Origin of the sequence: Peribacillus sp. CSMR9, assembly GCF_033141925.1 — a bacterium.
GTDB lineage: Bacteria > Bacillota > Bacilli > Bacillales > DSM-1321 > Peribacillus > Peribacillus simplex_A.
Map to the genome: position 1 here is coordinate 21,299 of NZ_JAOPHO010000038.1, position 17,995 is coordinate 39,293.

A 17,995-nucleotide genomic window follows, 5' to 3' on the forward strand; every position below is an offset into this window, starting at 1 on the left:
GGGAAAATCTACATGTTATTAAAAAAACAAACCGTTTGGTTATTGACTATGCTAAGTCTGGTCGTTGTACTTTCAGTCTATTATTTAACCGCTCCTGAGGAAAATGCCGCCGATATGACGGCAACAGAACAAATGGAAAAGGCAGAAAATAAAACAGAAAGTAAAACAGAAAGCAAAGCTGATCCAAAAGGGGAAAATAAAAGTGAAAAAGAAACGGCCAAAAATACAGAAGGTTCTTCTGTAACCATTGCATCAGGGGATGAATTTGAATCGTTAAGGTTGCAGATTGAAGATGAACGGGCGAAGCTGAATGAAGAATTGACTGCAAAGATGGGCAACACAGAGCTTTCCTCTGAGGAAAGAGACGAGGCCTATGCGAAAATCGAACAATTAAGTGAAACGAAGGTAAAAGAAAATATCATCGAAAACTTAATAGTGGCCATGGATTACAATGCCGCACTTGTCCGTGTGGATGGAACGGATGTAAAGGTGAGTGTCAAGGCCGATAAACAGACGAAAACAGAGGCCAATAACATTATCCGCCTCGTAAGGAAAGAAGTGAGCGATGCACAAAATGTAGTGGTCGATTTTCAACCGGAAAAGTAATCTCACATACAGATGAAAGAGCTGATACACAACAGTTCATAATCATGAAAATGTGAAAGTCCCCCTTAATAAAAAAAGGGTGGCTTTTTTTATTAAGCTTTTTTCGCGATCATCCAATCGGGAAACTTTAGAGGAAAAGTTTTTTTATGTCTATTTATATCAAGAACTCAAATAGAAATGGTGACTATAATTCTCAGTAATATTCTAGAAAAGTAATTATACTAAAATTTATAACTGTTATTTCAGGGGTAATTCGCAAAAATCAGGTGAAAACGCTGAGGGGATCCAGTTTAAAATTATTCACAATATTATAATAAAGGTGTAATATAGAAGTATGGATTTCAAGCTGCAACTAATCTATCATTGAATTTGTATAAGCTAATATTGTATGATGTTAGAAGCTGGTCATAAACTTTTCAATTTTCTAAAGGAAACAATATTTTGAGAAAGTGAAATGTCTGTTATAATACAGATGAGGTGTGTATTCAGTTTATTCGCTTTCGCATGGAGAAAGCGACTACTTTGTGCATAAATGGACAAGGTAGGATAAGCTAAAGGTAAAAGGTTACATAAAATATTATTGCCTCACAAACTCATATTAAATTAGACAAGGGGTGCCACAAAATGAAAGTGCAAGAAATTCGTGAAATAATTAAGCTAGTCGATCAATCAAATATCAGTGAATTCGTTTTTGAAAATGAAGGAACGAAAATTAAATTGAAAAAAACTGAAACGGGTACAGTATTACACCCAGCAGCTGCTCCAGAAGTTGTTCAAGCCAATGGAGCTGTAGAGGTCAAGCCCGCAGCGGCCCCTGCCCCTGTAGTGCCAAAAGCTGTTGAACCTGCAAAACCGGCTGCTGCCGTCACGGAACAGGAAAATTTACATAAAATCACTTCTCCGATGGTAGGGACCTTTTACCAATCTCCTGCACCGGATTCTCCTGCATACGTAAAAGCAGGCGATAAAGTAACAGGGGATTCCATTGTCTGCATCGTGGAAGCTATGAAACTTTTCAATGAAATCGAGGCCGAAGTAACCGGTGAAATCGTTGAAGTCCTTGTAAAAGAAGGTCAACTTGTAGAATATGGCCAACCATTATTTTTAGTAAAGCCGGAATGAGGAGCTGTTTCTAAATGATTAAAAAGGTATTGATTGCCAATCGTGGGGAAATTGCAGTCCGAATCATCCGGGCATGCAAAGAGTTAGGGATCGAGACTGTAGCGGTCTATTCAGAAGCGGATAAAGAAGCATTACATGTTCAAATTGCTGATGAAGCATATTGCATCGGTCCTAAATTATCAAAAGACAGTTATTTAAATACAACGAACATAATCAGTACAGCCAAGAAAACGGGATCTGATGCGATTCACCCTGGATATGGATTCCTTGCTGAAAATGCCGACTTTGCTGAGCTATGCCGTGAATGTAATATCATTTTCATCGGTCCTAGCCCAGAAGCCATCAATAAAATGGGAACAAAGGACGTAGCAAGGGAAACCATGCGCAAAGCTGGTGTACCGATCGTTCCCGGTTCTAAAGGCATAATTAAAGATACGGATGAGGGTGTAGCCCTAGCTAACGAAATGGGCTATCCAGTCATCATCAAAGCTACTGCCGGCGGTGGCGGTAAAGGTATCCGCGTTGCAAGGACCGAAGAGGATCTCATCAAAGGCATAAACATCACGCAACAGGAAGCCGCGACGGCATTTGGGAATCCAGGCGTGTATATTGAAAAGTTCATTGAGGACTTCCGTCACGTTGAAATCCAGGTCATGGCAGATAATCATGGCAACGCCATACATTTAGGCGAGCGTGATTGTACGGTTCAGCGCCGTTTGCAAAAACTTGTTGAAGAAACTCCATCTCCAGCCCTTGATGGTGAAACACGGGCGGAAATGGGGCAGGCTGCAGTTACGGCTGCTCTTGCCGTTAACTATTCAGGTGCAGGTACAGTTGAATTTATTTATGACTATGTGAATAGAAGATACTACTTTATGGAAATGAATACACGTATCCAGGTTGAGCACCCAGTTACAGAAATGGTAACGGGCGTGGATTTGATTAAAGAACAGATCAAAGTTGCTTCAGGTGACAAACTATCACTTTCACAAGAAGATGTGACTTTTAACGGATGGTCTATCGAATGCCGGATCAATGCAGAAAATCCAGAAAAGAATTTTATGCCTTCCGCAGGTAAAATTCACATGTATTTACCCCCAGGCGGCTACGGAGTGCGTGTGGATTCTGCGGCATACCCTGGGTACTCGATACCGCCGTATTACGATTCCATGATCGCTAAATTGATTGTCCATGCACCGACGAGGGACGAGGCGATTGAGAAGATGAAACGCGCTTTAGGAGAGTTTGTCATTGAGGGTATCAATACGACAATTCCTTTCCATATTAAGTTACTTCAGCATGAACAATTTGTTTCCGGAGAATTTAATACCAAATTCCTTGAAATATATGATGTAATGAACTCATAATGTAAAGGAAGACAGGAGGTGCTTTTGAATGAATGAAATGGAAGGCCAATTACTCGAAATGAATGATTATAATGGGCTGGGTAAAGTGGAGATTGCACCTGAGGTGATAGAGGTAATTGCGGGTATCGCTGCATCGGAAGTTGAAGGTGTTGCACATATGCGCGGGAATTTCGCTACAGGTGTTGTTGAAAAGCTTGGTAAAAAGAATCACGGTAAAGGTGTTAAAGTGGACTTATCGGGAGAATCCATCAAAGTCGAACTTTATTGTGTCATGAAATTTGGTGTTTCGATTCCGAAAGTTGCTCAGGAAGTTCAAGATAACATTCGTGAAGCTTTGTTGAATATGACCGCTATCGACGCGGGCGAAGTGAACATTCATGTAGTAGGCATTGCGTTTGAAAACGCTAAACAAGAAGCGGATCACGAACAAGAAGTGTAAGTGGCTTCATTCGATTCACACCTGCAAAAACCCGGCAAAAAGCCGGGTTTTTGTTTTTGGAATTTTTGACTCGATGATACCCCGCTTATAATATTACGTAAAATGAACATAATAAGGCGGTGTCTGGAAGTTTCCCTTTAATTCAAGGGTGATTTCTGTTAGAGTGTAAAAGGTGAAATATGAGCATGAAAGCTAGGCAAGAGCTTTTTGACACTTTAAAAAAGTATGGGACTTTGTTGGCCGTTTAACTGGAAATGAATCTTGAGATGTTGTCTTGAATCAAGGTGTTTGAGTCTTTTGGCCTTAATTTTAGTGAGATTAGCTTAATTTATAAAAAAAACAGCGAAAATCTTAATATTTTTCAAAAAATATTATTTAATGTTCGTTTGTTCTAGCATTTTCATATATAATAGTAGATGTTAAAGGAGTAAGATTATGAAAAGAAGAGTAGCCCGTGAAAAATCCCTTCAAGCACTATATCAGATAGATATTGCCAAGTCGAATGCAGAAGAAGCAATGGAAAGCGTACTGGATGGTGCTCCTACTGATGAATATTTCAAAAAATTAGTAATGGGAATAACGGAAAATCGTGAACAACTTGATGCAATGATCAGGGACAATTTAGAGAACTGGACGTTGGAAAGACTGGCGAACATTGATCGGAATTTACTGCGGATCGCGGTTTATGAAATGATTCACAGTGAAGATGTTCCTGTAAGTGTTGCAATGAATGAAGCTATTGAAATTGCTAAGAAATTCGGTGATGATCAATCAAGCAGCTTTGTAAATGCCGTTTTATCGAAAGTAAAGGTGAAAAGCGGCAGCTAAAGCTGCAGCCTTGAACGAGGATTTTCTCAGTAATTTCTTTAGCAAATTATCTTGGGAGGAATATACACATGTCAGCTCAAATCATTAATGGTAAAGAAATTGCAGAGTCAGTTAGGCAGGAAATGAGTAAGGAAGTGCAGCAGTTACGTGAAAAAAATATCGTTCCGGGTTTGGCTGTAATCCTGGTGGGCGACAATCAAGCTTCACAAACCTATGTACGCCATAAGCAAAAGGCCTGTGAAGATTTGGGCATGCATTCTGTATTAATTAAAAAGCCTGCGGAACTATCTCAGGAGGAATTAATTCAGAGCATTGATGAATTAAACCAGGATGACAGTATTCACGGTATATTGGTGCAGCTGCCGTTGCCTGGACATATTCAGGAAAAAGCGATCATTGAAGCGATTTCCCCCGAGAAGGATGTAGATGGATTTCATCCGATTAATATTGGGCGGATGATGACGGGGCAGGATGCCTTTTTACCTTGTACGCCATACGGTGTCATGGTGATGCTTGAGTATATCGACTATGACCTTGAAGGTAAGCATGTTGTCATCGTAGGGAGAAGTAATATCGTTGGAAAACCAGCCGGACAAATGTTTTTAAATGCGAATGCAACCGTTACTTACTGTCATTCAAAGACAAAGGACCTTGCGTATTATACCAAGCAAGCTGATGTCGTTGTGGCCGCTGTCGGCAAGAGGGACACGATCACGAGTGAACATATCAAAGAAGGTGCAGTCGTCATTGACGTCGGAATGAACAGGAATGAAGAAGGGAAGCTTTGCGGTGATGTGGCGTTTGATGAAGTGAAAAATAAGGCTTCATTCATTACACCTGTTCCTAAAGGCGTTGGTCCCATGACGATTACGATGCTTATGAAGAATACGGTCAAATCTGCTCAAAAAGCACTTGAACAGAACAAGCAAGCATTGAAAAGCTGAAAAAAGCGTTAAATTATTTTAAAGAAGCGGACCTCTTGTTTTATAATAACGGGAGACCGCTTTTTTCCATTCATAGATTTAATCAAGTTTTAAGTGTAACCTATAGGTAAGTTTTCTTTATATCCGATTTCCATCGGAAGGAGACATTATATGAGCAACCAACAATATTTGAGTGTATCGGCTTTAACGAAATATATCAAAAGGAAGTTCGATGCCGATCCCCATTTGCAAAATGTATACATAAAAGGCGAAATTTCGAATTTTAAACAACATACAAGCGGACATATGTATTTTACTCTAAAGGACGAGAAGGCCCGACTCCTATCCGTTATGTTCGCCGCCAATAACAAAGGGATGAAATTCCTCCCCGAAAATGGAATGAAGGTACTTGTTAAGGGCGATATATCATTATATGAAGCGGGCGGACAGTATCAGCTATATGTGAAAAGCATGGCACCTGATGGCGTGGGGGATTTGTATCTTGCTTATGAACAGCTGAAGAAAAAGCTGGAGGCGGCAGGTTTGTTTTTGGCCGAACATAAGAAACCGATTCCACAGTACCCTAAGTCTGTAGGAGTCATAACTTCACCGACCGGAGCCGCACTAAGAGATATCCTGACAACGATCAAGCGGAGATATCCAATTGCCAGAATTATCGTTTACCCTGCACTTGTGCAAGGGAATAATGCCGCTAAATCGATTGCCAAGGCAATTTCCATGGCTAACGCAAGGGCGGAAAGCGATGTGCTCATTGTCGGAAGGGGTGGCGGGTCGATCGAGGAGCTATGGGCCTTTAATGAGGAGATAGTGGCTGAATCGATCTATGATTCTGATATACCGATAATTTCTGCTGTCGGTCACGAAACCGATTTTACAATCGCTGATTTTGTCGCCGATATGAGGGCCCCTACGCCGACTGGTGCAGCAGAGTTAGCAGTTCCCCATCTTAATGAAATACACGAACGTCTGATGAACCGTAAGAATCGCTTGACCCGTTCCATTCGTGAAGCGGTGAATTTTGAACGCACCCGATTGACCAGGATGGAGAGGTCTTATGCTTTTCGTTATCCACATAAAATGTATGAACAGAAGCTTGAACAGCTAGACAAGACGATGGACAGGCTAGGGAGGTCCAGCACGCGTTATTTCATGAAAAAGAGAGATGAGCTTAATCAGATCAACGATATTCTGAAAAAGCAGCATCCTGAACAAGCTGTGAAAAAATCCAAAGATGAATTGCGGCAGCATGCAAAAGTATTACGGAGGGCCATGGAAGCCATCTATCGGCAAAAATCACAGCAGTTCGTTCATATTACAGCCACGTTGTCTGCCCTCAGCCCATTAAAAATCATGGAAAGGGGCTATGGATTGGTTTTTGCTGAGGATGAGACATTAGTGAAAAGTACACAGCAAGTAACCGAAGGGGATAGAATAGCCGTTTCCATAAAAGATGGAACCCTTGAATGTGAAATTAAAGAAATAAAGGAGCGAATGGAACCATGACAAAAAAACAGGAAGCTACATTTGAAGAAGCGATGGAGAATCTCGAGAAAATTGTGGAACAGTTGGAAGAGGGGGATGTGCCCTTAGAAGAAGCCATCTCCATATATAAACAAGGAATGGACTTATCCAGGCTTTGTCACTCAAAACTTAAGGCAGTTGAAGATCAATTGACTCAAATTTTACGCGAAGATGGGGAACTTGAAAACTTCGCTGTCCAGGAGGAAGAATAACATGGGTACGGCGTCCTTTGATATGTTTTCTAAAGAATATAAGGCGATTATAGAAAGAGAAATCGTTGAATATGTCAATAAGTTGAAAGCTCCGGCTGTGGTCAAAGAAGCCATGATCTATTCATTGGAAGCAGGCGGTAAACGGATTCGCCCTTTATTGGTCTTTGCGGTTCTAGAGGCCTTTGGGAAAAACTTGAGGATGGGTATACCTGCAGCCGCTGCCATTGAAATGATACATACATATTCATTGATCCATGATGATCTCCCAGCGATGGATGATGATGATCTTCGCCGGGGAAAACCGACGAACCATAAAGTATTCGGTGAGGCGGTAGCAGTACTGGCAGGTGATGCCCTCCTTACATATAGTTTTCAATTGGTGACGGAAATGATCGATCCCGAGGTGACGGCTGAAATGAAGCTGAACCTTGTATCTGAAATTGCCAGGTCCGCCGGAGCCGAAGGGATGGTTGGCGGTCAAGTTGCCGATATGGAAGGTGAAAATAAACAGTTGACGCTCCAGGAATTGGAGTATATCCATGAACATAAAACAGGGAAATTATTGACTGCTAGCATCCTTTCCGGAGCTATATTGGCCGGGGCGAATGAAGAACAGCGACTGCATTTACGTGACTTTGCATACCATCTGGGGCTTGCTTTTCAGATTCGGGATGATATTCTGGATATTGAAGGATCAGTAGAGTTGATCGGCAAGCCGGTTGGCAGTGATGTGGGAAATCACAAAAGCACATACCCCTCTTTACTTACTCTTCAAGGGGCAAAGGAAAAGTTGGAACATCATATTGAACTTGCTCATGCCGCTTTAGGAAAAACAACATTACAAACGGGTCTGTTGAATGATCTAACTGATTTAATAGCGAACCGTAACCATTGATTGTGGCTAAATTTGTTATCAAATGAGGTTTTATGGTATACTCATTGTGCAAAAATATGTGAAAACCCAAATGGGATTTTTAATTGAGATATGTGATAAATAGGTATATTAAGCCGCCGAAATCACCTGGGTGTTGGCGGCTATTTTTTAACTTAAAACCAATTTTTCGGTCAAGTCTTCCATATAGACCTCTTTTATGAGGCTTTGTTTTTGCTTACAACCGAAAATGACAGAAAGTGAGTGGTCCTGTTTGGATCTTCTATCTATAAAAGACCCTTCTTTTTTGAAGAATATGAATAATGAAGAACTAGTTGAGTTAAGTATGGAAATACGAAAATTTCTTGTGGAAAAATTATCGGTGACCGGTGGGCATATTGGTCCCAATTTAGGTGTAGTCGAGTTGACTATAGCCTTGCATAAAGAATTCGACAGTCCGAACGATAAAATTTTATGGGATGTCGGTCACCAATCCTATGTCCATAAAATCCTGACTGGCAGAGCAGGAGAGTTCAATACCTTAAAGAAATATAAAGGTCTTTGCGGCTTTCCTAAAATGATTGAAAGCCCTCATGATGTTTGGGAAACCGGTCACAGTTCGACTTCTCTTTCAGCTGCAATGGGAATGGCGGCTGCCCGTGATATCAAAGGTGAAAAAAGTTTTATTTTACCTGTCATCGGGGACGGGGCCCTAACAGGCGGAATGGCGCTTGAAGCTTTGAATCATATCGGTGATGAAAAAAAGGACATGATCGTTATCCTGAATGATAATGAAATGTCGATAGCCCCTAACGTAGGTGCTTTACACACGATATTGGGAAGATTGCGGACAGCAGGTAAATATAACTGGGCAAAAGATGAATTGGAATTGCTTTTGAAAAAAATTCCTGCAGTCGGTGGTAAACTTGCGGCTACCGCTGAACGCTTGAAGGATAGCATGAAGTACTTATTGGTCTCAGGAATCTTTTTTGAAGAACTCGGGTTCACATACCTTGGACCAGTTGATGGTCATAATTATGAAGAATTGCTGGAGAATTTAAGATATGCCAAGAAAACGAAGGGACCCGTACTGCTACATGTCATCACGAAAAAAGGCAAGGGTTATTCACCTGCCGAGTTGGATACAACAGGAAATTGGCATGGGACAGGCCCATACAAGATCGAGACAGGCGATTTCGTGAAATCCACTAGTAAAGCTCCTGCTTGGAGTGCCCTCGTAAGCGATACTGTCAGCAGGCTCGCTCGTGAAGATGAACGGATTGTCGCGATTACACCTGCAATGCCGGTAGGTTCGAAATTGGTGGGGTTTTCCCGAGAGTTCCCAGAACGTTTCTATGATGTAGGGATTGCCGAGCAGCATGCAGCAACTTTTGCAGCTGGATTGGCAACGCAAAAAATGAAACCATTCCTGGCTATTTATTCAACCTTCCTGCAAAGGGCTTATGATCAGGTGGTCCATGATATCTGCCGACAGAATCTAAACGTATTCATAGGGATCGATCGTGCCGGATTGGTTGGTTCTGATGGTGAAACACATCAAGGGGTTTTCGATATTGCTTTCTTACGCCACATTCCAAATATGGTGTTGATGATGCCGAAAGATGAAAACGAAGGCCAACATATGGTCAATACGGCCTTAAGCTATAATGATGGTCCGATCGCTATGCGTTTCCCTCGTGGGAATGGTTCGGGAGTTGAAATGGATACTGACTTACAGCAGATTCCAATCGGTACGTGGGAAGTTCTTAAAGAAGGAACGGATGCTGCCATCTTAACGTTCGGTACAACCATCCCCATGGCTCTTAAAGCTGCAGAACTGCTTGAGAAAGAGGATTATTCAGTTAAGGTGATCAATGCCCGTTTCATTAAGCCTTTGGATGAGAACATGCTAAGCAGTCTTCTTGGTGAAAAAATGCCTATCTTGACTATAGAAGAAGCGGTTCTACAAGGTGGTTTTGGTAGTTCTGTACTTGAATATGCTCATGATCAAGGTTTTTATGGGGCAATTATAGATCGAATGGGAATACCTGATTATTTCATTGAACATGGCAGTGTCGATGAACTTCTTGAAGAAATCGGTTTAACGACAGAGACAGCCATCAAAAAGATTAAAATGATAACACCAAAAAAAGAAAAAAGGGCCTGACAATATGAAAGTGATGAAAGAAAGAGTAGATATATTACTTGTAGAACAAGGCTTGGCCGATACACGTGAAAAAGCGAAGCGTATGGTTATGGCTGGTCTTGTCTACGCGAATGAAGAGAGGTACGAAAAACCGGGTGAAAAAGTGCCGGTCGATCTTGAGTTTACGATCAAAGGAAAAGTTATGCCTTACGTTTCAAGAGGCGGACTTAAACTTGAAAAGGCCTTAAAGGAATTCGATTTACAAATGAACGGAAAAATCCTGCTTGATATCGGATCATCAACTGGAGGGTTCACCGATTGTGCCCTGCAAAATGGTGCCACAATGTCTTATGCACTTGATGTAGGCTATAATCAACTTGCATGGAAGCTTAGGCAGGATGAACGGGTAAAAGTAATGGAACGGACGAATTTCCGTTATGTTACACCCGCCGATCTCGATGGGGAGATGCCAAACTTTGCAAGCATTGATGTTTCTTTCATCTCGCTAACGTTAATTCTACCGGTGTTAAAGACGCTCCTTGTTCCGGATAGCGACGTCGTTGCTTTAGTTAAACCGCAATTCGAAGCTGGGAAGGATCAAGTGGGTAAAAAGGGGATTGTTCGTGATCCCAAAATCCATAAACAAGTGTTGGATAAGATCATTTCTTTTGCAAAAAAGGAAGGCTACGATATTAAGGATGCTTCCTTCTCACCGATTACCGGCGGTGATGGAAATATTGAATTTTTACTTCATTTATACTGGCAAGGGTCAAAAGACGATGGAGCGATATTGCTTTCGAAAACGGTTGATGACATCGTTAGGGAAGCCCATGCCCAATTTAAAAAAGAATAGCTAGAACTTTTTGTATGGCTCCTTTGGCTGGATGGTTGGCTAAAAGGAGCTTTTTAATTTTAAATGGTCCTGTAATGCACTTGAATCATTTAAGGGGAATACATAAAATAGGTATGAACAAAAAATAGAGTTGTTATGCTTTTTAGAGAAAAAGTTGTACAATTGCATAAAAATCCGATAACATTAATATTAGCCACTTTAGAAAGCGGTCTATTTGCACGTACGGATGATACTTGAAACAATCCCATTTTGGGCAGCTTGCTTAAGTATGATATAAAAGTGATACTCCATTAAATGAGCAACAGTTGAGAAGAGGTGCTTCTACTTATGAATAAAGGACAACGACATATAAAAATAAGGGACATTATAACGAATAATGATATAGAAACCCAGGATGAGCTAGTTGAAGAACTGAAATTAGCTGGATACAATGTAACTCAGGCCACTGTTTCAAGGGATATTAAAGAGCTTCACCTTGTTAAGGTCCCTTTAACTGATGGAAGGTATAAATATAGCCTGCCAGCCGATCAACGTTTCAATCCACTTCAAAAATTAAAGAGAATCCTGGTTGATGCTTTTGTACGCATTGACTCAGCCAATAATTTACTGGTAATGAAGATGCTCCCGGGTAATGCCCAGGCAATCTGTGCATTGATTGATAATTTAAATTGGCAAGAAATACTCGGGACGATCGGCGGCGATGACACTTGTTTAATTATCTGCCGTTCTGAGGAAGATGCAAAGATCATTTCCGGCAAATTCTTGGACATGCTCTAATAATTTTGTGAGGTGACCTAGTTTGTTAACAGAACTATCGATTAGGAATTTTGCGATCATAGACAGCCTGTCCGTTTCATTTGAGAAAGGCCTGACTGTCTTGACCGGAGAAACAGGGGCAGGGAAATCAATTATTATAGATGCCGTTCACCTTTTGGTTGGAGGACGTGGTTCTGCCGAGTTCATACGGCATGGTGAGTCGAAGGCCGAAATAGAAGGATTATTTCAAATTGAAGATGAGAAACACCCGGTCTTTGCCAAAGCAGAAGAGTTTGGCCTGGATATGAATGACGGTATGGCCATTCTTCGTAGGGATATTTCACAGAGCGGCAAAAGCGTTTGCAGGGTAAATGGAAAACTTGTAACGATTGCCATTTTACGCGAGATAGGACGGACATTGATAGATATTCATGGTCAGCATGAACATCAGGAATTAATGGATGAACGGCTCCACCTTCCTCTGCTGGATCAATTCGGCGGAGAAAAAATCGCATCGGCACTCACGGAATACCAAAAGCTATATAAACGTTATGAAACCGCTTCTAAACAATTAAATAGTTTGAGTCAAAATGAACAGCAAATGGTCCATCGCCTTGACTTGATCCAATTTCAATTCGATGAAATCCAAAAAGCTGATTTGAAACTTCGCGAAGATGAAGAATTGATGGAAGAGCGGAAGAAAATTAATAATTTCGAAAAAATACATGAAGCGCTGCAAACGAGTTATAATGCTTTAAATGGTGAGCAGCATGCAATTGATTGGCTTTCCGTAGCCATGAATAACCTGGAAGAGGCGGCAGGGCTTGATGAAGGTTTAAAAAACAGCTCCGAGACCGTATCAAATAGTTACTTCCTTCTTGAAGAGGCCGTATCGAACATCCGAGATCAATTAGACTCTTTGGATTTTGATACAGAACGTGTTGAATTCATTGAAAGTCGCCTAAATGAAATAAATCAATTAAAACGTAAATACGGGCGGTCCATCGAGGAAATCCTGGAATATGGTGCAGGCATAGAAGAAGAAGTCGAAAAACTGCAAAATAGGGAAACACACATAGCAAAGCTTGAAAAGGAAATGAAATCAATAAAGGCTGATTTAATTGTTGAAGCAAAGAATTTGTCTGATCTTCGTCAGACATTCGCTCAGCAGTTAACCAAAAAGATCCATCAGGAATTAAAAGATTTATACATGGAAAAGACAATTTTCGAACCCCATTTCCTTCAAACGGCTTATACTTTCGATGAGTTATCAGATAGGGGCATTAATCAATCGGGGCTGGATTCGATGGAATTTTATATTTCCACCAATCCGGGGGAACCGTTAAAACCCCTTTCTAAAATTGCATCGGGTGGAGAGCTGTCGAGGATCATGCTGGCTTTGAAAAGCATTTTTTCCAAGCACCAAGGCATAACGTCGATTATATTTGATGAAGTGGACACGGGTGTGAGCGGACGGGTTGCACAATCGATTGCTGAAAAGATCTATAAAGTGGCAACGGGGTCTCAAGTGCTGTGCATATCCCATTTACCACAGGTGGCAGCTATGGCGGATACCCACCTTTTCATAGCGAAAAATGTAAGGGCTGGACGTACGAATACCTCTGTAAAGCCTCTAATTGAAACTGAAAAAATAAAAGAAATCGGCAGGATGATTTCAGGAGTCGAGATTACGGATTTGACGAAGCAGCATGCCAATGAATTAATTCAGCTGGCCAAAAGGCTGAAGATTACATCTTGATGGGCCAGTAAGAAGATTATTTAAACTTTTATCATAAGCATTCATTGTAAAGCTATCCAAAAACGGATAGCTTTTATTTTGTGTACCTGTTATAAATGACTGTCCTGAGGGCTAAATTAAAGGTGTAGCCATAAAGTTTCAGAGAGCGAGGAGAGTGAATGGATTGAAATTTGTATGGATAAACAGAATCATCGGTGGAATTCTCCTTGTTTCGCTATTAACATTAGGGTTATACCAGCCATCTCGTGAATATTTTTTAATTCCAAATCATCTTGTACTATTTGAAGGAAGTAAATATAGTATTTCCAAATCATTGCCTGTTTCTGCAAAAGCTTCGGGATCCAGTGATGGGATTTCGCTTCATGATGAGCAAACTTCAATTACGCTTGGTGCTGAGAAACCAGGGACGAATGAAGTGTTACTCGATGTGGCAGGCCTGCCTGCCAAAAAGGTCGACATTAGAGTGATAAAAGACTTTAAAGTCATGCCTGGAGGCCAATCCATTGGTGTGAAGCTTAATACTCTTGGGGTGCTCGTAGTAGGTCATCATCTTATTGATACTGCGCAGGGAAAAAAATCACCAGGAGAAAAAGCGAAAATTGAAATAGGTGATATTATTACAGAAATCAATGGTCAGACGATAAAGAAGATGGGGGATGTAACCCCTTTTGTTCAACAGGCAGGTGAAAAGGGTCAGGCGTTGAATTTGGTCATTAACCGAGAGAATAAAGTGCTTCATAGTACCCTTTTACCTTTGAAAGATAAGAATGAAGGAACTTACAAATTAGGTTTGTATATCCGTGATTCAGCAGCCGGCATCGGAACGATGACGTTTTATCACCCGGACTCGAAAAAATATGGGGCATTGGGACATGTTATTTCCGATATGGATACAAAAAAGCCGATTGTTGTAAAGGACGGACAGATCGTTCAATCGACTGTCACGTCCATCGAAAAAGGAAGCAATGGTGATCCGGGAGAAAAATTGGCACGCTTTTCTTCTAATAAAGAAAAAATAGGAAATATCAATCGCAACAGTCCCTTTGGGATCTTTGGGAAATTAAATCAAGATTTTAAAAATGGGATAAATGACAAGGCGCTCCCCATCACCCTTTCCCATGAGGTAAAGGAAGGACCAGCTAAAATCCTGACGGTGGTGGATGGTTCCAAAGTAGAGGAATTCGATGTGGAAATCGTCAGTTCCATACCACAGAAGTTTCCTGCGATTAAAGGAATGGTCTTAAAAGTGACGGATAAAGAATTGCTTCAAAAAACGGGTGGGATCGTTCAGGGAATGAGCGGCAGTCCCATCATACAAAATGGGAAATTAATCGGTGCAGTCACCCATGTATTTGTTAATGATCCTACAAGTGGGTATGGAGTTCATATCGAATGGATGTTAAACGAAGCCGGTATAAATATATATGACAAAGATAATTATGAAAAGGCAAGCTAAATGAAACCGGGTATCCTTTTGGATGCCCTTTTTTTATTAAACGCAGGTCATGGGTAGGAATTAAATATGATTTCTTCAAAAAATAGATGTTTTTTTAAAACGATGTGATAAAATGAAAACGAAATAAAGATTTTTCGACAATCGGTTCATTCGAATAGCAAACGAAGTCGAAAACAAGAGATATCCGGAGAATAATATTGAATTCCTTATATTTTTTCAAAAATAAAAGGAATTTAGTTTCCATTGTCGAAAAGTTCAATTACAATAGAATTTAGTCATATAGAAAAAAAGACCAATTGTAGTTGAGGAGGAAATCAAGCGTGAAAAAAATTAAGGTGTGCGTTGTAGATGATAATAGAGAACTTGTTGGCCTTCTGGAAGAATACATTTCTGCACAGGAAGACATGGAAGTAATTGGGGTGGCACATAACGGTCAAGATTGCCTGGGTATGCTTGAAAGCGTTGATCCGGATATATTGATCCTCGATATTATCATGCCTCATTTAGATGGGTTAGGTGTACTTGAAAAACTTCGTGAATTAAAACGGGGTGCTATGCCTAATGTAATTATGCTTACTGCCTTTGGTCAAGAAGATGTCACGAAAAAAGCAGTTGATTTGGGCGCGTCTTACTTTATCCTAAAACCTTTTGATATGGAAAATCTAGCCAATCATATTCGTCAGGTAAGCGGTAAAGGGCAGGCGGTTTTAAAAAATCATAGTCAGTTTAGCTATCGTCCCCAAAATGAACCCAAGCCTAAAAACCTCGATGCCAGCATCACAAGCATCATTCACGAAATTGGAGTGCCTGCACATATCAAGGGCTATTTGTATTTAAGGGAAGCCATATCCATGGTATATAATGATATTGAACTATTGGGATCGATCACCAAAGTTTTATATCCGGATATTGCAAAAAAGTACAATACTACAGCAAGCCGTGTGGAACGTGCTATCCGACATGCGATTGAAGTGGCTTGGAGCCGTGGCAATATAGAATCCATTTCATCCCTTTTCGGTTATACCGTCAGCATGACTAAGGCAAAACCTACAAATTCCGAATTTATTGCTATGGTGGCCGATAAGCTCCGTCTCGAGCATAAAGCATCTTGACAGGGGTAGGGGGAAACGGTTGTTAAGATTCAGGGTAACCATTGACCATATAAAGGCTAGAGCCGCTAAATATAAATAAGAACTCTCCGTCTGGTGGTAAGGGGACAGGAAGAAGTTGCTTTGTGATTTTTTATAATCGGCAACTTCAATTTTTTACGCTGCCGATTAAAAAAAATTAAACGCCTTTTATTTATTGGATTTTGCAGGAAGAATCCAATAAATAAAAGGCGTTTTTGTTTGGTGGAAAAAGCGGGATTCATTATCTGAATCATTAATTTTTTTTAGTTTCCTGAAAGCCAAGAATATCTTCACGGATGAAAAGATGGAAAATTAATCGGCGTCGTTATTGAGGAGGATGGAAAAGTTAGAGCGGCAGTTATCGGGAGTCGTACGGAGGGAAAACGATAATTAATGGCAAGGGGTTTGACCGTAATCTTTTAAAAAAAGAATTGAATGATACTTTGCTTTTATATAAATCAAAAATAAAGGAACTCGAATAAATAAAGGAATATGAACAAACAAAATGTTGATTGGAGAGGTTGATGGCGTAAATCCTTCAATTGGATGAGAAACGGAAGCCAATCATAGATATGCTTAAATCAAAAGGGGAAGGTGAAAAAACGATTGGTCAAATGGCCTTTCCGGATACCTGCTTACAAATCAAAAGTTTGGAAAAGAAATTGAGTTGTTTGACGAAAGGAACCTTCTATGCCGAAAATAATAACCTGCATTTTGAAAGTTTCCGATAAATGATTGATCTAGATGAAAATAATTTGCTGTGTCTGTTCATAAAATTGGGATATAACGATTTTTGGGAGAGGGGGCATTTCATCATGACCTTAATCTTTGCACATCGAGGCTCGGCAGGAACACATCCGGAAAATACGATGTCTGCGTTCAAAGAAGCTGCACGTGTAGGGGCGGACGGAATCGAAACGGATGTCCAGCTCTCGAAAGATGGAGAAGTGGTCATCATTCACGATGAAAAGCTCGATCGGACCACGAATGCCTCAGGGTATGTAAAAGACAGGACCTTGATGGAGTTGAAAACACTTAATGCGTCCCCAAACTTTAAGGGGAAATTGGGTAAAGAAAACATTCCGACGCTTGAAGAACTATTTATCTGGCTTAACGACAATCAGCTTTATTGCAATATTGAACTGAAAAACACGCTTTTTCTGTATCCAGGTTTAGAAGAGAAAGTCATACAGCTCACCCGTGCCTACGAAATGGATGAAAGGATTATCCTTTCATCATTCAATCATTACAGTTTGGTTAAATGCCATCAATTGGCACCGGAACTGGAAACGGCACCACTTTATAGGGATGGTCTGTACATGCCGTGGATATATGCCAAGGCAATAGGCGGGAGCGCAATCCATCCAAATTTCCGGGCTGCCCCTGATTTTGTTATTCAAGCATCGTTGAGCATGGGTGTTGCTGTACGGCCATATACCATCAATGAGGAAGCCGAGATGAAAAGATTATTCAAATTGGGGTGCAGCGCCATCATAACCGATTTTCCTGAGGCAGCCGTACGGGCCAGAGAAGGACTTAAATCGAGATAAAGAAAGAAGGTGCCATAATTACATGGCTGGTATTATCCCCTACAGGTAGACAGAGTAAAAAAGAGAGCATGATAAAATGTTCTTAACAGTCTATCTGGGAGGGGATTTTTCTATGGCAAAAAAGGGGCAAACGTTTCAAACATACACAGAAGAATTAAAGCGAGAAGTTGTTCGATTGAAGTTGGAGAAAGGCTGGTCATATCGTCAGCTTCGTGAACAATTTGGTATTAAAAGTGATGCGCAAATAGCGAATTGGGTTAAGAAAACGCAAAATAATGAGCCTTTTGAAGACCGACGTGGTGTATGGAACCGTAAGAATTTTTCTAGTGTAGAAGAAGAAAATGCCTATCTGAAAGCGCAGGTGGACTATTTAAAAAAGCGCAATCCAAATCTACATGGGAAGGAATGGTCCTAAAATCCGAAAGGTTTCAAGTA

The 17,995-nt window shown here is 40.7% G+C and carries 16 protein-coding genes and 1 pseudogene; all 17 read left to right on the forward strand.

Features of this window, described 5'->3' with window-relative positions; translation table 11 throughout:
- The first annotated feature begins 12 nt into the window (after positions 1 to 12).
- The gene (locus tag N9I19_RS16180) at positions 13 to 606 is read left to right on the forward strand and encodes a SpoIIIAH-like family protein (protein ID WP_089361489.1); all 594 of its coding nucleotides are present in this window, start codon (positions 13 to 15) and stop codon (positions 604 to 606) included.
- 624 nt (positions 607 to 1,230) lie between these two features.
- Positions 1,231 to 1,728, forward strand: coding sequence for an acetyl-CoA carboxylase biotin carboxyl carrier protein (gene accB, locus N9I19_RS16185; RefSeq protein ID WP_061463999.1), 498 nt, complete (start codon positions 1,231 to 1,233; stop codon positions 1,726 to 1,728).
- 14 nt (positions 1,729 to 1,742) lie between these two features.
- Complete coding sequence (accC, locus tag N9I19_RS16190; protein ID WP_284470244.1) at positions 1,743 to 3,095, forward strand: acetyl-CoA carboxylase biotin carboxylase subunit; 1,353 nt, start codon at positions 1,743 to 1,745, stop codon at positions 3,093 to 3,095.
- Between the two features lie 37 nt (positions 3,096 to 3,132).
- On the forward strand, positions 3,133 to 3,534 hold the full coding sequence (locus tag N9I19_RS16195; protein ID WP_375166286.1) for an Asp23/Gls24 family envelope stress response protein: 402 nt from the start codon (positions 3,133 to 3,135) through the stop codon (positions 3,532 to 3,534).
- 435 nt (positions 3,535 to 3,969) lie between these two features.
- Entirely contained in the window at positions 3,970 to 4,362 is a 393-nt protein-coding gene (gene nusB, locus N9I19_RS16200; RefSeq protein ID WP_061463996.1) for a transcription antitermination factor NusB, read from the forward strand.
- A 68-nt stretch (positions 4,363 to 4,430) separates the two neighbouring features.
- On the forward strand, positions 4,431 to 5,306 hold the full coding sequence (gene folD / locus N9I19_RS16205) for a bifunctional methylenetetrahydrofolate dehydrogenase/methenyltetrahydrofolate cyclohydrolase FolD (RefSeq protein WP_061463995.1): 876 nt from the start codon (positions 4,431 to 4,433) through the stop codon (positions 5,304 to 5,306).
- Between the two features lie 150 nt (positions 5,307 to 5,456).
- Positions 5,457 to 6,809 carry an exodeoxyribonuclease VII large subunit gene (xseA, locus tag N9I19_RS16210; protein ID WP_089361485.1) on the forward strand — a complete coding sequence of 451 codons (1,353 nt, stop codon included), beginning with the start codon at positions 5,457 to 5,459 and terminating at the stop codon, positions 6,807 to 6,809.
- Positions 6,806 to 7,039: an exodeoxyribonuclease VII small subunit gene (locus N9I19_RS16215; protein ID WP_034308286.1), complete on the forward strand. Its 234-nt coding sequence runs from the start codon at positions 6,806 to 6,808 to the stop codon at positions 7,037 to 7,039. Before xseA ends, N9I19_RS16215 begins: the two co-directional genes overlap by 4 nt.
- 1 nt (position 7,040) lies before the next feature.
- Positions 7,041 to 7,934, forward strand: a complete 894-nt coding sequence (locus N9I19_RS16220; protein ID WP_061463993.1) for a polyprenyl synthetase family protein — start codon at positions 7,041 to 7,043, stop codon at positions 7,932 to 7,934.
- A gap of 250 nt (positions 7,935 to 8,184) precedes the next feature.
- Positions 8,185 to 10,077 (forward strand): 1-deoxy-D-xylulose-5-phosphate synthase, encoded by a 1,893-nt coding sequence (dxs, locus tag N9I19_RS16225; protein ID WP_061466140.1) that lies wholly within the window; start codon positions 8,185 to 8,187, stop codon positions 10,075 to 10,077.
- A gap of 4 nt (positions 10,078 to 10,081) precedes the next feature.
- Positions 10,082 to 10,909 (forward strand): TlyA family RNA methyltransferase, encoded by an 828-nt coding sequence (locus tag N9I19_RS16230; RefSeq protein ID WP_061463992.1) that lies wholly within the window; start codon positions 10,082 to 10,084, stop codon positions 10,907 to 10,909.
- Positions 10,910 to 11,236: 327 nt separating this feature from the next.
- Positions 11,237 to 11,686 (forward strand): transcriptional regulator AhrC/ArgR, encoded by a 450-nt coding sequence (gene ahrC / locus N9I19_RS16235; protein ID WP_034308279.1) that lies wholly within the window; start codon positions 11,237 to 11,239, stop codon positions 11,684 to 11,686.
- 22 nt (positions 11,687 to 11,708) lie between these two features.
- Positions 11,709 to 13,424: a DNA repair protein RecN gene (gene recN / locus N9I19_RS16240; RefSeq protein ID WP_061463991.1), complete on the forward strand. Its 1,716-nt coding sequence runs from the start codon at positions 11,709 to 11,711 to the stop codon at positions 13,422 to 13,424.
- Between the two features lie 163 nt (positions 13,425 to 13,587).
- Positions 13,588 to 14,880: a SpoIVB peptidase gene (gene spoIVB, locus N9I19_RS16245; protein ID WP_317778386.1), complete on the forward strand. Its 1,293-nt coding sequence runs from the start codon at positions 13,588 to 13,590 to the stop codon at positions 14,878 to 14,880.
- Positions 14,881 to 15,200: 320 nt separating this feature from the next.
- Complete coding sequence (spo0A, locus tag N9I19_RS16250) at positions 15,201 to 15,992, forward strand: sporulation transcription factor Spo0A (protein ID WP_061463989.1); 792 nt, start codon at positions 15,201 to 15,203, stop codon at positions 15,990 to 15,992.
- Positions 15,993 to 16,825: 833 nt separating this feature from the next.
- The gene (locus N9I19_RS16255) at positions 16,826 to 17,560 is read left to right on the forward strand and encodes a glycerophosphodiester phosphodiesterase (protein ID WP_317778387.1); all 735 of its coding nucleotides are present in this window, start codon (positions 16,826 to 16,828) and stop codon (positions 17,558 to 17,560) included.
- A gap of 112 nt (positions 17,561 to 17,672) precedes the next feature.
- A pseudogene (locus N9I19_RS16260) lies at positions 17,673 to 17,995 on the forward strand (transposase); the annotation flags it as partial.